14 protein-coding genes are annotated in these 17,611 nt (G+C 61.3%); 7 read left to right on the top strand and 7 right to left on the bottom strand.

From position 1 onward, the window contains the following. The first annotated feature begins 58 nt into the window (after positions 1 to 58). The 4 genes from GPL81_RS24055 (at position 59) to GPL81_RS24070 (ending at position 5,609) form a co-directional block, all read left to right on the top strand. Positions 59 to 1,519, top strand: coding sequence for a GntT/GntP/DsdX family permease (locus GPL81_RS24055; RefSeq protein WP_160108739.1), 1,461 nt, complete (start codon positions 59 to 61; stop codon positions 1,517 to 1,519). Between the two features lie 21 nt (positions 1,520 to 1,540). Then, positions 1,541 to 2,323, top strand: coding sequence for a 2-oxo-tetronate isomerase (gene otnI, locus GPL81_RS24060; RefSeq protein ID WP_160108740.1), 783 nt, complete (start codon positions 1,541 to 1,543; stop codon positions 2,321 to 2,323). Between the two features lie 256 nt (positions 2,324 to 2,579). Continuing rightward, positions 2,580 to 4,619: an oxidoreductase gene (locus GPL81_RS24065; protein WP_160108741.1), complete on the top strand. Its 2,040-nt coding sequence runs from the start codon at positions 2,580 to 2,582 to the stop codon at positions 4,617 to 4,619. Between the two features lie 102 nt (positions 4,620 to 4,721). After that, complete coding sequence (locus GPL81_RS24070) at positions 4,722 to 5,609, top strand: 1-aminocyclopropane-1-carboxylate deaminase/D-cysteine desulfhydrase (protein ID WP_246218978.1); 888 nt, start codon at positions 4,722 to 4,724, stop codon at positions 5,607 to 5,609. Positions 5,610 to 5,733: 124 nt separating this feature from the next. Here GPL81_RS24070 and GPL81_RS24075 read toward each other — a convergent pair whose 3' ends face one another. The 3 genes from GPL81_RS24075 to GPL81_RS24085 all read right to left on the bottom strand — a co-directional run bounded on the left by GPL81_RS24075 (position 5,734) and on the right by GPL81_RS24085 (position 8,644). Next, positions 5,734 to 6,294, bottom strand: a complete 561-nt coding sequence (locus tag GPL81_RS24075; protein WP_160108743.1) for a cytochrome b — start codon at positions 6,292 to 6,294, stop codon at positions 5,734 to 5,736. 271 nt (positions 6,295 to 6,565) lie between these two features. Next, positions 6,566 to 7,393, bottom strand: coding sequence for a phosphonoacetaldehyde hydrolase (gene phnX, locus GPL81_RS24080; RefSeq protein WP_160108744.1), 828 nt, complete (start codon positions 7,391 to 7,393; stop codon positions 6,566 to 6,568). Positions 7,394 to 7,534: 141 nt separating this feature from the next. After that, a complete protein-coding gene (locus GPL81_RS24085; protein WP_160108745.1) occupies positions 7,535 to 8,644 on the bottom strand; it encodes a 2-aminoethylphosphonate--pyruvate transaminase in 1,110 nt (369 codons plus the stop codon). 109 nt (positions 8,645 to 8,753) lie between these two features. On the opposite strand from GPL81_RS24085, the gene GPL81_RS24090 reads away from it, so the two are divergent. Next, positions 8,754 to 9,617, top strand: a complete 864-nt coding sequence (locus GPL81_RS24090; RefSeq protein WP_160108746.1) for a LysR substrate-binding domain-containing protein — start codon at positions 8,754 to 8,756, stop codon at positions 9,615 to 9,617. A gap of 321 nt (positions 9,618 to 9,938) precedes the next feature. Here GPL81_RS24090 and GPL81_RS24095 read toward each other — a convergent pair whose 3' ends face one another. Beyond that, complete coding sequence (locus tag GPL81_RS24095; protein WP_160108747.1) at positions 9,939 to 10,811, bottom strand: LysR family transcriptional regulator; 873 nt, start codon at positions 10,809 to 10,811, stop codon at positions 9,939 to 9,941. Between the two features lie 266 nt (positions 10,812 to 11,077). Between GPL81_RS24095 and GPL81_RS24100 the strand changes: the two genes are divergently transcribed. Continuing rightward, positions 11,078 to 12,403 carry an MFS transporter gene (locus GPL81_RS24100; RefSeq protein ID WP_160108748.1) on the top strand — a complete coding sequence of 442 codons (1,326 nt, stop codon included), beginning with the start codon at positions 11,078 to 11,080 and terminating at the stop codon, positions 12,401 to 12,403. Positions 12,404 to 12,488: 85 nt separating this feature from the next. On the opposite strand, the gene GPL81_RS24105 is transcribed toward GPL81_RS24100, so the two are convergent. Beyond that, positions 12,489 to 13,907, bottom strand: a complete 1,419-nt coding sequence (locus tag GPL81_RS24105) for a type VI secretion system Vgr family protein (RefSeq protein ID WP_160108749.1) — start codon at positions 13,905 to 13,907, stop codon at positions 12,489 to 12,491. A 244-nt stretch (positions 13,908 to 14,151) separates the two neighbouring features. Here GPL81_RS24105 and GPL81_RS24110 point away from each other — a divergent pair, with 244 nt between their 5' ends. After that, positions 14,152 to 14,856, top strand: coding sequence for a YebC/PmpR family DNA-binding transcriptional regulator (locus GPL81_RS24110; protein ID WP_008020881.1), 705 nt, complete (start codon positions 14,152 to 14,154; stop codon positions 14,854 to 14,856). A gap of 118 nt (positions 14,857 to 14,974) precedes the next feature. Here GPL81_RS24110 and GPL81_RS24115 read toward each other — a convergent pair whose 3' ends face one another. Next, positions 14,975 to 16,288, bottom strand: a complete 1,314-nt coding sequence (locus tag GPL81_RS24115; RefSeq protein ID WP_160108750.1) for a leucine-rich repeat-containing protein kinase family protein — start codon at positions 16,286 to 16,288, stop codon at positions 14,975 to 14,977. Positions 16,289 to 16,388: 100 nt separating this feature from the next. Then, positions 16,389 to 17,501 (bottom strand): cell division protein ZapE, encoded by a 1,113-nt coding sequence (gene zapE, locus GPL81_RS24120; RefSeq protein ID WP_160108751.1) that lies wholly within the window; start codon positions 17,499 to 17,501, stop codon positions 16,389 to 16,391. Positions 17,502 to 17,611: the final 110 nt, after the last annotated feature.

Consider the following 17,611-nt stretch of genomic DNA (forward strand, 5'->3'; position numbering starts at 1 on the left):
GCATGTTCAGATCCACTGGCGGAACCGTTTCGTTCACCCGGTGCGGAGGGTGTGTGCAATGAGCCCGCTAATCCTGCTGATTACCGCGGGGCTCGGAATCGCTCTGCTGTTGTTCCTGGTGCTCAAGTACAAGTTTCAGCCCTTCGTGGCCTTGATGCTGGTGAGCATTCTGGTGGCGTTGGTGGCCGGGGTGAAGCCGGCCGATCTGGTCGCCACCATCGAAGGCGGCATGGGCAAGACCCTGGGTCATATTGCGATCATCATTGCCCTGGGCGCGATGATCGGACGGATCATCGAGCTCTCCGGCGGTGCCGAGGCGCTGGCCAGGACGCTGATTACCCGTTTCGGCAGTCGACGTACGCCGCTGGCGTTGACGATGGCCGGCTTCATGGTCGGGGTGCCGGTGTTCTTCGAGGTGGGCGTGATCATCCTCATGCCGCTGGCCTATGGTGTTGCGCGCAGTGCGCGCAGGCCGCTGTTGGTGTTCGCGTTGCCGATGTGCGCGGCCATGTTGACGGTACACGCCTTTCTGCCGCCACATCCCGGCGCAGTGGCCGCTGCCAGTCAGTTGGGCGCGGATCTGGGCCGGGTGCTGATGTTCGGTCTGCCGATCACCGCGTTCCTCTGCTATGTCGGCTACCGCGTGGCCGGACGCATGACCCGTCGGGTGTATCCGATGACCGACGATGTTCGTGCCGAGGTCTATGGCCCGCATGTCACCAACGAAGATCTGGCCGCCTGGTCCAATGGCAACCACACGAACACTGCGCAAGCAGCCGTGGCTGCATCACATATGGGTCTGGAGGAGTCCACGAGCAGCATCGTTGCCAAGTTGCCGCCGGCACCCGCACCGGGGTTTGGTTTAATCGTCAGTCTGATCCTGCTACCCATCATTCTGATATTGCTGGGAACGCTGTCCACCTCGTTGCTGCCTGCCGATTCGGTCCTGCGCGGCATCATGACCGTGCTCGGTGCCCCGCTGGTGGCGTTGCTGCTCGACACCTTGCTGTGTGCCTGGCTGCTGGGTACGCGTCGGGGCTGGAGCCGCAGTCAGGTTTCCGATGTGATCGGTTCGGCGTTGCCTGGCGTGGCCATGGTGATCCTGATTGCCGGTGCCGGGGGGGTGTTTGGCAAGGTACTGGTGGACACCGGTATCGGTGCGGTGGTTTCCGACATGCTGCGCACCACCGGTCTGCCGGTGCTGGCGCTGGGCTTTCTGCTGACCCTGTTGCTGCGCGCAGTGCAGGGTTCGACCACCGTGGCGCTGGTGACCACTGCCGGCATCATCAGCCCGCTGATTGCGACCCTCAATCTCACCCCGAACCACATGGCCTTGCTCTGCCTGGCCATGGGCGGTGGCGGATTGGCCATGTCCCATATCAATGATGCCGGTTACTGGATTTTCACCAAGCTGTCCGGGCTGAACGTGGCGGACGGCCTGCGTACCTGGACCGTGCTGACCACCTTGCTCGGCACCTTGGGTTTCTGTATTACCCTGCTGATCTGGCCCTTTGTCTAACCCGCTATCTCAGGAGCTACCATGCCTCGTTTTGCTGCCAACCTCAGCATGCTCTACCCGGAACATGCGTTTCTGGATCGCTTCGCCGCCGCGGCTGCTGATGGTTTCGAAGCGGTGGAGTATCTGTTTCCCTACGACTACAGCGCCGAAGAGCTCCAGCAACGCTTGAGCGACAACGGCCTGGTGCAGGCACTCTTCAATGCACCGCCCGGTGATTGGGCGGCGGGCGAACGCGGCACGGTATCGTTGCCCGGCCGGGAGACTGAATTTCGAAGTGGTTTTGATCGCGCCCTGGAATACGCCGGCGTGCTGGGCAATTCACGCATCCATGTCATGGCCGGCCTGCTGCCCGCCGAGATTGACCGGGCACGGCATCACGGCATTTACCTGGAAAACCTCGCCTATGCCACCGCTCAAGCAGCCAAGGCAGGCGCCACGGTACTGCTCGAGCCAATCAATACGCGTGACATGCCGGGCTTTTTCCTTAATCGGCAGGATCAGGCTCAAGCCATCTGCAAGGAAGTGGGTGCCAGTAACCTAAAGGTCCAGTTCGACTGCTACCACTGCCAAATCGTCGAGGGCGACCTGGCCACCAAACTCCGCAGGGACTTCGACGGCATCGGCCACATCCAGATCGCCGGCGTGCCGGACCGACATGAGCCGGACCTGGGAGAAGTCAATTATCCTTATCTGTTCGAGCTGATCGATCAGTTGGGCTATGACGGCTGGGTAGGGTGTGAATACCGGCCGCGTGGCAATACCTCGGCCGGCTTGCAGTGGTTACGCGACTGGAAATCGCGTTAAGCGCTAGAAAAACCAATCTATTGAAGCGTTTCTCCAGCAATGGTCCGACATCACGACATGAGCCATTTCACCCACGGCGCCCATGCTGTGCCCGCTCAAACGGTAAAAATCATCGGCGTACCTGCACATTTTGATCATTAAGTTGTCAGTTACGGTCATTGAGCGGTCTTCGCGGTGCTCATAGTCTGTAACCCATGACTGAGGGGCGCCGAAGAGCGCCCGCTTTTTTCCGTGATCGCTCGATGTGGAGTTACCGATGACCGCCGCTCATTACCCGCACCTGTTGGCCCCGCTGGACCTGGGTTTTACCACGTTGCGCAACCGTACCCTGATGGGCTCGATGCACACCGGTCTCGAGGAGAAGCCGGGTGGCTTCGAGCGCATGGCGGCGTACTTCGCCGAGCGTGCCCGTGGCGGTGTCGGCCTGATGGTGACCGGCGGTATCGGTCCGAACGATGAGGGCGGTGTGTACTCCGGCGCCGCCAAGCTGACCACCGAGGCAGAAGCGCTCAAGCATCAGATCGTGACCCGTGCGGTACACGAGGCGGGCGGCAAGATTTGCATGCAGATCCTTCACGCCGGCCGTTATGCCTACAGCCCGAAACAGGTCGCGCCAAGCGCCATCCAGGCACCGATCAACCCGTTCAAGCCTAAAGAGCTGGACGAGGAAGGCATCGAGAAACAGATCAGCGATTTCGTCACCTGCTCGACCCTGGCGCAACAGGCCGAGTACGACGGCGTCGAAATCATGGGGTCCGAAGGCTACTTCATTAACCAGTTCCTGGCCGCTCACACCAACCACCGCACCGACCGTTGGGGTGGCAGCTACGAAAACCGCATGCGCCTGCCGGTGGAAATTGTGCGCCGGGTGCGTGAAGCGGTCGGCCCGAACTTCATCATCATTTTCCGCCTGTCGATGCTTGATCTGGTGGAAGGCGGCAGCACCTGGGAAGAAATCGTGCAGTTGGCCAAGGCCATCGAGCAGGCCGGGGCGACGATCATCAACACCGGTATCGGCTGGCACGAAGCGCGGATCCCGACCATTGCCACCAAAGTCCCGCGTGCGGCGTTCAGCAAGGTCACGGCCAAGTTGCGCGGTTCGGTGAACATTCCGTTGATCACCACTAACCGCATCAACACCCCGGAAGTGGCCGAGCAAATCCTCGCCGAAGGCGATGCCGACATGGTTTCGATGGCGCGGCCGTTCCTTGCCGACCCGGACTTCGTCAACAAGGCCGCTGAAGGTCGCGCCGATGAAATCAACACCTGCATCGGTTGCAACCAGGCGTGCCTGGATCACACCTTCGGCGGCAAGTTGACCAGTTGCCTGGTGAACCCGCGAGCCTGCCACGAAACCGAACTCAATTACCTGCCGGTGCAGCAGCTCAAGAAGATTGCCGTGGTCGGTGCCGGCCCTGCCGGTTTGTCTGCCGCGACCGTGGCGGCCGAGCGTGGTCATCAGGTCACGCTGTTTGATTCGGCCAGCGAAATCGGCGGCCAGTTCAACGTTGCCAAGCGCGTGCCGGGCAAGGAAGAGTTCTATGAAACCCTGCGTTTTTTCGGCCGCAAACTGCAAACCACCAACGTCGAGGTGTGCCTGAACACCCGCGTGGATGTGGCCGGACTGGTCGAGGGCGGTTACGACGAAATCATCCTGGCCACCGGCATTGCGCCACGGCTGCCGGCGATTCCCGGCGTGGAGAATGCAAAGGTATTGAGCTACCTGGACGTGCTGCTTGAGCGCAAACCGGTCGGCAAGCGTGTCGCGGTGATCGGCGCCGGCGGTATTGGTTTCGACGTCTCGGAATTCCTCGTTCACCAGGGCCAGGCCACCAGCCAGAATCGCGATGAATTCTGGAAAGAGTGGGGCATCGATACGCACCTGGAGGCGCGTGGCGGTGTCGCCGGGATCAAGGCCGCGCCCCATGCACCGGCCCGCGAAGTGTTCCTGCTGCAACGCAAGAAATCCAAGGTCGGCGACGGCCTGGGCAAGACCACCGGCTGGATTCACCGCACCGGTCTGAAGAACAAGCAGGTGCAGATGCTCAACAGCGTCGAATACCTGAAGATCGATGACGATGGCCTGCACATCCGCATCGGCGAAACCGGCGAGCCGCAAGTGCTGCCCGTGGACAATATCGTGATCTGCGCCGGGCAGGACCCGCTGCGTGAGTTGCAGGAAGGCCTGGTGGCGGCGGGGCAGAACGTGCATCTGATCGGCGGCGCGGATGTCGCGGCGGAGCTGGATGCCAAGCGCGCGATCAATCAGGGTTCGCGGTTGGCTGCCGAGTTGTAACTTACAGATCAGCCAAGCCAGACACATATCTGTGGCGAGGGGATAAATCCCCTCGCCACAAGTACTGCTAAGATGCCGGCTCTTTACCCGGAACCGGCATCGATGCTTTTCCCTCCCAACGACTGGCTCAAAACCGCCGGCATCGAGGCCGCGATCCTGCGCCTGGACCTGATCGACCCACTGATCAGCGGCAATAAGTGGTTCAAGCTCATCGAGCATCTCAAGGCCGCTGACCGGGCGGGTGCCGAAGGCATCATCAGCCTGGGTGGCGCGCACTCCAATCACCTGCATGCACTGGCCGCGGCCGGCAAGCGGTTTGGTTTTGCCACGGTCGGCCTGTTGCGCGGCCATCCTCAGGAGACGCCTACGGTTAAGGATTTGCAGGCGTTCGGCATGCAGTTGCACTGGCTCGGCTACGGCGGCTATCGGGCGCGGCATGAGGCGGGATTCTGGGAGCCATGGCACACGCAGTATCCCCATCTGTTTCCGGTCCCGGAAGGTGGCGGCGGTTTGCAAGGCGCAACGGGTTGCGAACAGCTAAAGACAATGGTCAGCGCACAACTGGACGGATTGGGGTGGGATGACTACGACGGTTGGTGGCTGGCCTGTGGAACCGGCACCACCCTGGCCGGACTGGTGTTGGCCGAAGCGGGGGAACACCCGGTTTATGGTGCGTTGGCGGTGCCTGACGATCATGGTGTGGCGCAACAGGTCGAGCGGATCGTGGAGGAGGCGGGCGTGACGGGGCCGGCTCATGAACTGTTTGACGCCAGCCGTGGCGGCTTTGCCAAGGTCGATCCGCTGTTACTCGAGTTCATCGAGCAGATAGAAACAGCCAGCGGCGTTCCCCTGGAACCGCTGTATACCGGCAAGGCATTGCTGGCATTCAAAGAACAAGTCGAGGCGGGGAAGTTTGCCGCAGGCACGCGATTGATTTTCGTGCATACCGGCGGTTTGCAGGGACGGCGGGGGTTCAATCCACAAATCTGAAAGGCACCGCAATCCCCCTGTAGGAGCGAGCCTGCTCGCGATGGCGGCGGTACATCCGGCACCGATGTGTCAGACAGTCCGCTATCGCGAGCAGGCTCGCTCCTACCGTTGTGATTCGTTGGGTTCAGGTACTGCGATTTACCCCTTTGGGCATCATCCGCAACAAGGTGTTATCGCCCACCACATAGTGGTGATACAGCCCGGCCACGGCATGCAGGCCGATCAGCCAGTAGCCAATGGTTCCGGCCAGCTCGTGCCATTCCTGCAGTTGCCTGGCGAATGCCTTGTCTTCAGCCACCAGCAGCGGCAGGTCGACGCCGTAGAACATCACTTGATTGCCTTTGGCGCTGGTGGTCAGCCATCCGAGAATCGGCGTGGCGATCATGAACAGGTAAAGCGCCCAGTGCATCAGCCTGGCCAGCATCGTCTGCCACTGAGGCGATGCCGGAAAAATCTGTGGTGCCGGGCCGAAGCTGCGCGCGAACAACCGCAACCAGACCAGGACAAACACCGTCAGGCCGAGCATGAAGTGCGACTCCACAATCAGCGCTCGACCACCACTGCCTTTGGGGAATATCCCACGCAGTTCGATGCAGGCGTAAACCAGCACCAGCAGGACCAGCATCAACCAATGCAGCACGATCGATACGGTGCTGTAGCGCGACGCGGAATTTTTCCATGGCATACGGCGTTCCTCACAGGTCGGGTCAAGCCACCGTTCCTGGTCAACGGTGTGCTTTAACTGTAATCCTGTTTCAGCGGATTTGCCTCGGGCTGTTTAACGCTGAAGGCTCTGTTCAGGTAATTGACAGGAAGACGCAATACCCCGGCTTTACCCCTGTAGGAGCGAGCCTGCTCGCGATGGACGAAAGGACAACGCGGGGCATCAGGTAGCCAGCGTTATCGTTGACGTCCATCGCGAGCAGGCTCGCTCCTACAGGGTGGGCCGTGGTGAATCAGCTGTTTTGTGGCATCTCACCACGGGCCAGGCGCTTGTTGATGTCGGCGATCACTTCAGGCAAGTCGGTGATGGTGTCGATCATGTAATGCGGGCGAGAGCCTTCGAACATGGCGTGGATACGTTTGCGTTCGCTGTCCAGTGTATCGCTGCCGAGGGCGCGATAACCCTCATAGTCCAGACCCAACGCGTTGCCCGAGCAGATCAGTGCCACGGTCCACATACCGGCGCGGCGCCCTTCGAGAATGCCCGGCACGGTGTCGTCGATCTTCACGCAGGCGGCAACGTCGTCGATGCCCAGGGCGATCACATTGGCCAGGGCCTGGGCCGGCCATGGGCGGCCGTTCGGTACTTCATCGGTGGCGACGACGTGGTCGGCGACGTAACCGTTGGTGGCGGCCAGCTCGACAACCTTGTCCATGACCTGTTTCGGGTAGCCGGAGCAGGAACCGATCTTGATCCCTTGCCGGCGCAGGTTGGCGATGGTGTCCAGGGCGCCTGGAATCAACGCCGAGTGCTCGGCGATTTTCTCGATCTGCAACGGCATGAAGCGCTGGTAGATGGCGGTGACGTCATCGTCGGTCGGTGTGCGGCCGAACACCTTGCGATAACGCTCGGCGACTTCCGGCAGGTTGCACAGGGTACGGATGTGGTCCCACTTGCCCATGCCCATCGGGCCACGGGCTTCTTCGATGGACACCTGCACGTCGAATTCGGCGAAGGCTTCGACAAAAATCTGCGTCGGTGCGAAAGAACCGAAATCGACGACGGTGCCGGCCCAGTCGAGGATGGCGGCTTGCAGCTGGGTTGGGTTGGTGTAGTTCATGGTGATCAAATCCTGAATTGGCAATACGGTTCAATGTAGGAGTGAGCCTGCTCGCGATGAGGCTCGGTCAGTCGACATCAATGGTGGATGTCAGACCGAAATCGCGAGCAGGCTCGCTCCTACAGGGGAATGGGGTGGGGTTTAGATCTCGAGTACTTCCATCTCGCGCAACACTTCGCCGATGGCCGCCACGGCTTCACGCATTTCCGCCGGTTGGACGTGGCCGATGCAGCCGACGCGGAAGGTTTCGACCTGGGTCAGTTTGCCGGGGTAGAGGATGTAACCCTTGGCCTTGACCCGCTCGTAGAATTCCTTGAACTGATAGCGTGGGTCTTTCGGCGCGTGGAAGGTGGCGATGATCGGTGCCTGGATCGCGGCCGGCAGGAAGCTGCGCAGTCCCAGTTTGGCCATCTCATCCATCAGCGCCTGGCAGTTGGCGGCATAACGCGCATGCCGCGCCGGCAGGCCACCTTCTTCGTTGTATTGCAGCAGGGCTTCGTGCAGCGCCGCGACCACATGGGTCGGCGGGGTGAAGCGCCACTGGCCGGTTTTCATCATGTAGGCGTGCTGGTCGAACAGATCCATCGCCAGCGAATGGGAGTTACCGGCGGATGCGGCCAGGGATTCTTTGTTGGCAAACACGAAACCCATGCCCGGTACGCCTTCCAGACATTTGCCGGAAGCGGCGATCAACGCGTCGAACGGCACCTGTTGCGCATCGACCGGCAGCGCGCCGAAGGAACTCATGGCGTCGATGATCAGGCGTTTGCCATGCTGCGCGACGACCTGGGCGATGTCCGGCAAGGGGTTGAGGATGCCGGTGCTGGTTTCGCAGTGGATCAGGGCGACGTGGGTGATGCCGGCGTCGGCCCGCAGCAGGCGGTCGACATCGGCGGCGGTAGTCGGTTCGTCTTCGGCGGTTTCGAAGGTGCTGAACGAGCGGCCGAGCACTTCGCAGATTTTCGCCAGGCGTTTGCCGTAGGCGCCGTTGATCAGCACCAGGACTTTGCCATCGCGAGGCACCAGGGTGCCGATGGCCGCTTCCACCGCGAAGGTGCCGCTGCCTTGCAGGGGCACGCAATGGTGGCTGGCGGCGCCGTTGATGATCGCCAGCAGTTGCTCGCAGAGGCTGGCGGTCAGTTGGTTGAAGCGGTCATCCCACGAACCCCAGTCGACCATCATCGCCTGGCGGGTGCGGGCCGAAGTGGTCAACGGGCCGGGGGTGAGCAGGATGGGGGCGGCAGTACTCATTCTCGTGTCCTCGCAATCGATGGGATGAAGCTACGGGGCTTAAATTGCAATTTGCCGAGCTATCAATCAAATTGTTTATTGTTATGCCAGCCATCAGTGAGGGTTATTCATGAACCTGTTTCAGCTCCGTGCGTTCGATGCCGTGGCCCGCGAGGGCAGCTTCACCCGCGCCGCCGCACGACTGTTCATCAGCCAACCGGCGGTGACCGGGCACATCAAGGCGCTGGAAGAGCATTACCAGATCACCCTGTTGCGCCGCACCGCGCGACGGGTGGAGTTGACGGAAGAGGGCACCAAACTGGCGGCAATCACCCGGGCGATGTTCGGCCTGGCCGAAGAGGCGCAGGTGATGCTGGAGGCCAACCGGCAGTTGCTCACCGGGCGCCTGGAAGTGGCGGCGGACGGCCCGCACATGGTCATGCCTATGCTCGCGAGCCTGCGGGCGCGCTATCCGGGGATCACCGTGAACCTGCGTCTGGGCAATGCCCAGGAAACCCTGGCGGCGCTGTTATCCGAGCATGCCGACGTGGCAGTGCTGACCGAAGTCGAGCCGCGCAAGGGCCTGCATCTGCAGGCGCTGAGCGAGTCACGCATTTGTGCATTGGTGCCCGACGGCCATCCTTGGGCGCAACGGAGCAAGGGTGTGCCGCTCAAGGAGCTGGACCAGGTGATTATGGTGCTTCGTGAACCGAGCTCGATCACCCGGCGCACCTTTGATGAAGCCTGCGTCCAGGCCAAGGTCAATCCACGGGTGCTGTTGGAACTGGACAGTCGTGAAGCCGTCACCGAGGCGGTGGCGGCCGAGTTGGGGGTAGGCGTGGTGTCGTCGGTGGAAGTCAGCCACGATCCGCGGGTGGCGGCGGTGCCGATCATTGGCGAGGGGTTGGTGAACCGGCACATGATGGGGTGCATGGAGCGGCGGCGGGATTTGCGGTTGATCCAGGCGTTTTTCGGCTTGGCGCCGGTCAGGTAGACCGTGGTGCGGCCATCGCGGGCAAGCCTTGCTCCCACAGGTTTTGCGCCGCACACAAAATAGGTGGTCAGCCTCAATCCCTGTGGGAGTAAAGCTTGCTCCCACAGGTTTTGCGCCGTACGCAAAATAGGTGGTCAGCCTCAATCCCTGTGGGAGCAAAGCTTGCTCCCACAGGTTTTGCGCCGCACACAAAATAGGTGGTCAGCCTCAATCCCTGTGGGAGCAAAGCTTGCTCCCACAGGTTTTGCGCCGTACACAAAATAGGTGGTCAGCCTCAATCCCTGTGGGAGCAAAGCTTGCTCGCGATGGGGCCAGACCTGCCTATACAAGACTCTCGCGGACCATCTCCAGAAACGTCGCCACAATCCGCCGCGAACTCTGCTCGCGCAAGCACACCAGCGTCTCGGTCAAACGCCGTTTGCAATCGGTGATCGGCAACGCGCACACCCTGGAATCCGCACCGAATTCGGCCGCCGAGACCACACCCACGCCAATCCCCACCACCACCGCCTCCCGCGCGGCTTCGCGTCCTTCCACCTGAATTGCCGGGCGGATGCGAAATCCCGCGCCGGCCATTTCTTCTTCCAGGGTCTGGCGGGTCACCGAGCCGATTTCCCGCAACACCAGCGGGGTGTCGTCGAGGTCCGCCAGGCAGATGGACTCGCGATCGGCCCAGGGGTGCGTGCGCGAGACGAACGCCACCATCGGGTCATTGCGCAGCGGCAAGGAGATCAGGCGCTCATCGCTGACATCACGGCCCAGCAACGCCAGGTCCGCCTGGTAATTGAATAGCCGAAACAACGATTCATCGGTGTTTCCGGTTTCGATCTTTACGCTGATGCCAGGGTAGCGCTCACAGAACCGGGCGATCTGCGGCAATACATGCACCGGCGCATCCACCGCCAGAATCAGGCTGCCGGTCTGCAACGCCTGGGAGTCCTGCAACAACTCCTGGGCCTCGGCTTCGATCACGAACAGTTTCTGGGTGACGCCGAGCAAGCGCTCACCCAGGTCCGTGAGACGTACCGAGCGCTTGTTGCGGTGGAACAGCAACACACCGTAGCGCTCTTCGAGTTTGCGCACCTGGTCGGAAATGGCCGGTTGCGTAAGAAACAACCGCTCGGCGGCTTTGGTGAAGCTTCCATGGACGGCCACGGCGTGGAAGGCTTTGAGCTGGGCGTGGGAAACCGACATCGAAATCTCCAGGTACAAGCTGAGCTTATATTGGAAATACGATAAATCGATTTAACTTATTAATCAGTAATTGTTTTTATCACCTCAACCCGCTGACTGGTCGGTCGAACAGCAGCGAGTACCATGAGCCCGTGCGTGCAACAGCAGGACTCATCTGACCGCAATCGCCCACAGGGATCAGGCGATTTCGCAGTGCTCAACAATAAAAATACAGGCGTTTTCTTCCAATTCTGCCGGCACACTCACACCCTGAGGTCAGAACCACAATGAACAAGCACATCGGCACCATCAAGCGCTGGCGCGTGCAGATCTTCGCGATCACCTGGCTCGCCTACGCCGCTTTCTACTTCACCCGCAAAGCATTTTCCGTCGCCAAACTCGGGATCGGCGAAGACCCGACGTTCATGCTCGACAAAATGGCCATGGCCAACCTCGACGCCATTTACCTCACCGCTTACGCCATCGGTCAATTCACCTGGGGCATCCTCGCCGACCGCTTCGGTCCAAGGGTTGTCGTCCTCGGTGGGTTGCTGATTTCTGCGGCCGCGGCGCTGGTGATGGGCAGCTTCGCCACGTTGCCGATCTTTGCCTCCTGCATGCTGATCCAGGGTCTGGCGCAGTCCACGGGATGGTCGGGGCTGTGCAAGAACCTCGGCAGTTTCTTTCCCGCCGAGCAGCGCGGGCGGGTACTGGGGCTGTGGAGTTCCTGCTACGCCTTTGGTGGTCTGGTGGCGTCGCCGTTTGCCGGTTGGTGGGCGTATACGCTGATGGGTACCTGGCACGCAGCATTCATTTCCAGTGCGGCGGTGGTTGGGCTGGTCGCCGTGCTGTTTTTTATTTTTCAACGCAACAAACCCGAAGACGTGGGCTTGCCGGCCGTGGAGCCGGAGCCCGAGTTGACCGCTGAAGAGGCGTACGCCCAGAGCAAGATCAGCGTCCTGGAGCCGTTGAAGGAAATCCTGCGCAACCGCACGGTGCTGATTCTCGGTCTCGCGTACTTCATGTTGAAGCCGGCGCGTTATGCGATTCTGCTCTGGGGCCCGGTGATCGTTTTCGAACAGATGCCCTCGGTGGGCAAGGTGGGCGCGGCGATTATCCCCACCGCATTCGAACTGGCCGGGTTGCTGGGGCCGATCATGATCGGCCTGGCCTCGGACAAACTGTTCGGCGCCCGCCGCATGCCGGCCTGTGTCCTCAGCCTGTTGGCGCTGACCGTATCGCTGGCCTTCTTCATGGGCGCCTTGCATACCGGTAGCGTGGTGCTGGTGGTGGCATTACTGTTCGTCATGGGCCTGACCCTGTATGGACCGGACTCGATGATCAGCGGCGCGGCCGCCATCGATTTCGGCACTGCCAAGGCCGGTGCCACGGCGGCGGGCTTCGTCAATGGCTGCGGCTCGGTCGGCGCGATTCTCGGCGGGCTGCTGCCGGGTTACTTTGACACCGTCACCGTATTCATCGTCTTCGCCGGCTGCGCGATGTTCTCCGCGCTGGTGCTGATCCCGCACTGGAACAGCCGCCCCGGTGGCCTGAAAACCAACTATCCGTTCGTGCCTGACCGGGCGATGAATGTAAAACCCCTGCGTACCTGAACCCGGCATTGTCGGGAGTCCGAGCCTGGACGTGCGCCTGGCGAAGTTCGCCGCGGCGGCAGGCAAGGCTGATAAGGGCTGACGGTCAGGGTGCAGGGTCCGTGGGGTTGATCAGCCAGTCGAGCAGCAGGCGGGATTCGCCACGCGATGTTCCGGAACGGACGGGTCGAGGCGTGGGGCGCTGCCTGAGACTTGCACAAAACATCGGACGGTCGGCGTCGCCGTCGAGGAAACAGACCAGCCCGTCGCTGCCAGCCAATGGCAGCACGGACGGATCAATACGATTGTCCGACGCCCCCAGGGCAATCGGTATCCAGAGTCCGTCGGACTCGGGATCAGCGTCCGCCGTGGGCCATAAATCCACCTGTATTCGGCCATGGTCATCCAGCGTAGCCGGTTGCCCCATCGGGCCGCACACTCGGGCAGGCTGATAACCGGGAATACCCGGCCTGACCTGTTCGAGTGCTGGACGCAATACCGTCGACCAGGGAATGGCGGTGAACTGATTGTGGTAACGCGGCGGCGTGTCCGGTGCCAGAATCGAGCCCTGTTGCCCCTGATGCCGCGTCTGGATCACCAGCCATTGATCGTTGAAACCTGGCAGGGGGTGTTCGGCGACCTGGACGATCCGGCCGCTGCGTAATTCGTGATGATTGCTTTTGCCGTGGATTTGCACTTGCCGGCAACGCAGGCGCTCCAGGTGCCGGCGGGTGCGTTGATCGCGATGACGCAGTTCGACAGCGGGGCGGGGCGTGGGCGGCATTGCCGGGGCAAGGGGCTGATTGGCCGCGCTGTCGTTACATCCTGCCGCACCGCGATCCCTGGGATCCAGTCGTGGGGACAAGGGGGGCGCATCATGGCGCTGGAACAGTTCGGTGATGGTCGCAGGGCCGCCTGCCTCGGGGGCATCGCCGTCAAACGGCATCAGGAGCGGTTCTTGCGGGAGGCTCAGGCTGTCTTCGGCGAAAACCAGCACATGGGCATCGCGATGATGTTCAAAGTGATAGTGAATGCCTTCTTCCTCGCACAACCGTTGCAGCAGGGTCAGGTCGGATTCTTCGTACTGAATGCAAAATGGCCGCAGCGGATAGTGCCCGGTCCCCAGTTCAAAGCGGTAACTGCTGTCGGGCAGCTTATGTTCCTCCAGCAACCGGCGCAGGAGCATGGGCACGCTGAGATGCTGAAAGACACGCCGTGATCTGTACGTGTCCAGTGCTTGCAACGCGGGCACCAGCACCAGTTTGTAGCAGATCCAGTGCGGCCCGCGATGTTCACGACTGACGCTGTGCAGCACGCCATGAATTCCCTGACCTTGCCCCAGGCTCAAGTGCGCCGGTTGTTGCAGCAGGCGATTGAGGTCCATGACCGCTGCCAGGCCGAGCACCTCGATGTCGAATCGATAGGGTTGGTTGAGGGCCTCGTGACCGCTGAACTGCACCACCTGCAAACTCAGGTCGTCGTCGAGGAGGGTCAGGGTGAAGGGACTTTCCTTGTCGTTGTGCATCGAATGCGCTTCTGCCATGGGATACGGGCACAAAGGGTACGAAACCGCAGTACTTTATAGTCATCGCAAACTGAAGTTTCAGAATCGCCCTACAACGGTGGGTGAAGATGTCGATCCTGAATGCCGATCAGAGACGCGGGGGGCAAGTCATATTTTTTGGTCGATTGCCAACTTTAGGCCGTATAAACTTGGCACCATGCGTCGGCCAATAGATGTCTCGGCGCCATAGACAAGAGAGTGAGTAATGGGCGCACAGTGGAAGGTTAAACACAAAGAAGCGGCAGCCAATGCCAAGGGCAAGATCTTCGGCAAACTGGTGAAGGAAATCACCATTGCTGCGCGCAACGGCGCCGATGTTGCCACCAACGCACACCTGCGCCTGGTGGTCGAACAGGCCAAGAAAGCTTCGATGCCCAAGGAAACCCTGGATCGCGCCATCAAGAAAGGCGCGGGTTTGCTGGGCGAAACCGTGCAATACCATCGCGTGACCTATGAAGGCTTTGCGCCGCATCAGGTGCCGCTGATCGTCGAGTGCGTGACCGATAACATCAACCGCACCGTCGCTGAAATCCGCGTCGCGTTCCGCAAGGGCCAGTTGGGCGCTTCCGGTTCGGTGGCCTGGGATTTCAACCACGTCGGCATGATCGAAGCCTCGCCGGACACCCCGGATGCCGATCCGGAAATGGCCGCCATCGAAGCCGGTGCCCAGGATTTCGAGCCCGGTGAAGACGGCGCGACCCTGTTCCTGACCGAGCCAACGGACCTCGATGCGGTACAGAAAGCCCTGCCTGAGCAAGGCTTCACTGTGTTGTCGGCCAAGCTGGGCTACCAGCCGAAGAACCCGGTCAGCGGTCTGAGCGATGAGCAGATGGCTGAAGTCGAAGCCTTCCTCGAAGGCCTTGATAACCATGATGACGTGCAGGACATGTTTGTCGGGTTGGCGGGTTAATCTGTTTCTTCAGTGACACCCTCATCGCGGGCAAGCCCGCTCCCACAGTTGACCGAGTTGCCTGGACGGACACGGTCCAATGTGGGAGCGAGCCTGCTCGCGAATGACCGCGAAGCGGTCACCAGCTATTCAACTCCGTAACAATTTCGCTGAACCCCGGCCGCGCCAGCACCTCCGACTGACAACAGCATTGCTGCAACGCGTTCAGCTGCACACGCCGTTCATCGCTCAACCCCGAGTCGATCCGCTCCAGCAATTCCCCCAGCAAGATCCCGAACGCTCGCACTTCGATCCGTTGCAATGCACGGCTTTCCAGGCTGTCCGTCGTGGCGTGGAACGACGCCGCGCCAAAATCGCCCAACAGGCAATCACCGTGCTCGTTCCACAGGATATTGTGACCATAGAGGTCGCCGTGGGTGATGCCCTGGTGGTGCAAATGGCCGGCCACCGAAGCAATGCCACGGGCGATGCGTAGCGCGACTTCGGCAGTGAAGCGAGTGTCGTCGGCGTAAACGTCGCGGCTGCAGGTGGCCAGGCTCGGCAGCGCGGCGAGGTTGCGGTAGCTCGGCTCGATCAACTGCATCACCAGCCCGGCCGTTTGCTGTGGGTGATCGATAATCCGCCCTTCAATGCGGATCAGGTTGGGATGGGTGCTGGCGGTGATGCAGGCGTTCATTTCGTGCAGCGGCGAGCCATCGCTGGTCATTTCGCCTTTGTAGAGTTTGACCGCCACCGGCGTGTCCGGTTGTCCCGGTCGTGCCCATGTCGCCCGATGAATCACCCCGGAAGCGCCTTCGCCGAGTTTTTGCTCCAGCTCCAGCGCCGTCCATGGAATGCTAGCGGTGGCTTCAAGGGCGGCCGCATCGGCTTCGGTTTCCAGCGGGTTACCGGCGTAGGCCAGCCAGGTCAGGCCTGGCAGGGAGAGCAGCCACTCGGGCAACTCAGTCAAGCAGTTGGCGGCGATGCGGATCAGCTCGAGCCGATGGCAGTTGCGCAAGCTGTCAGGCAAGCGCTGCAAGCGGTTACCCGCCAGCATGAGTTTTTGCAGATAAGGGCGCTCACCCAGCTCGGTTGGCAGCTCAGTGATGCGGTTATCCGTCAGGATCAGCCAGCGCAATAATGGCGGCAGGGCCTCACCCGGTACGTGTTCGATGCGGTTGGCCTTGAAGGCGACCATGGTCAGTGTCGCGCATTGACCCACGCAAGCAGGCAGTTCGGTGAACTGGTTATCGGAGCAAAACAGCACGCGCAGGCGCGTCAGGCGGTGCAAGTCATCCGGCAGGCTGCTCAAGGCATTGCCACTGAGGTTGAGCACTTCCAGGGAGTCCGCCAGGTCGAAGATTTCCCGGGGGAACTCTGTCAGGCCGCAACTAAGGTCCAGGCGAGTGATGCCTGTCAGCGTGCCGGCGCGCAGTTGTGCAAGGGTGTGCATGAACGGGTTCGCTATCGGTCGAAGGAATGGGCGGCATGATAGCGGGAATAGTGTGCTGCCTGCTCGCGAAGAGGCCGGTACTGCCACACAAAACCAGCGTTTAAACCGATTCCCGGACCTCAACCAACTGCCCCAGCCGACTGCGCGTGCGCGCCAGGTCGATGGCCTCGCCGTCCAGGCTTTCGCGCAACGAGCGCTGTCCGAGCAATATCAGGTGCTTGTCCTGATCGTATAAAACGTCCACCAGATTGATAAAGCGTTGCTGGGCGGCAATCGAACAGTCGGCCAGGCTGGGCAGTTCGTCGATGATCCAGTGATCGAAACGCCGGCACAGTTCCAGGTAATCCATGACGGCGGTGGGGTGGTCGCACAGGTCGCTGAAGGTAAAGCCGATGGTACGTCCTTCGCAGTAGCGAGCGGGCAGGTGGCGGGTGCCGACCGGCAGGGCAATGGCCGGGGTTTGGGCGGCAGGCAGGTTCGAGGCCTGGCGCTGTGCCGGCGTGGCGGGCCAGACATACTGCCCCTGGGTAAACAGTTGCTGCGCGTGAGTCCGGGCCTGGCTGCGGTAGTCGTGCGGCCCGCCGACTTCCATCACCTGCATGCGCGCGTTGATCAGGTCGATCACCGGTTTGAAACGCGCGTGGTACAGCGGGTTGGGCAACAGACCTTCGGGCGGGTAATTGGAGGTGACCAGCAGCAGGATGCCTCGGCGGAACAACGCCTTGAACAACCGCGTGATCAGCATCGCATCGCCGATGTCGTGGACATGGAACTCGTCGAAGCACAGCACGCGGCAGTCACGCAGTAACTCATCCAGCGTGGTGGCCAGCGCATCCGGTTGATCGCGATGAGTGAACATTCCCCGATGCAACCGGGCAAAAAACTCGTGGAAGTGCAGGCGCTGTTTTTCCGCAAGGGGGATGGCCTGGAAAAAACCGTCGAGCAGCCAACTCTTTCCGCGACCCACAGCACCATGCAGGTAAAGCCCCGGCAGGGTTTTCGCCCCGGCACCCAGCAGCGTCGCGGCGTGCTGCGCCATGCAGTCGATCACGCGCTGCTGGCTGAGGCTGAGGGTGTAACCCTGGGAATGGGCCTTGTGGTGAAAGTAGTCGTGGATGACCCGACCGCTCGCGACACCGTTGGCGGGTGCAGTCGTTGCCTTGCCGAAGAGGCGGCGCAGCGATGGCCAGCGGTTGGGCGGTCGAACGGCCACTGTGATGTCACCCCGTGATCTTCAGGCAGGCTCCCCGAGCTGCGGCGGCATAGTGTAACCAGAGGCGGGAATTCGCATCCAGTTGTGTCTGATTTTTGCGGATGTCCCCG

The sequence above is a fragment of the Pseudomonas izuensis genome, assembly GCF_009861505.1.
Classification (GTDB): Bacteria; Pseudomonadota; Gammaproteobacteria; order Pseudomonadales; family Pseudomonadaceae; genus Aquipseudomonas; species Aquipseudomonas izuensis.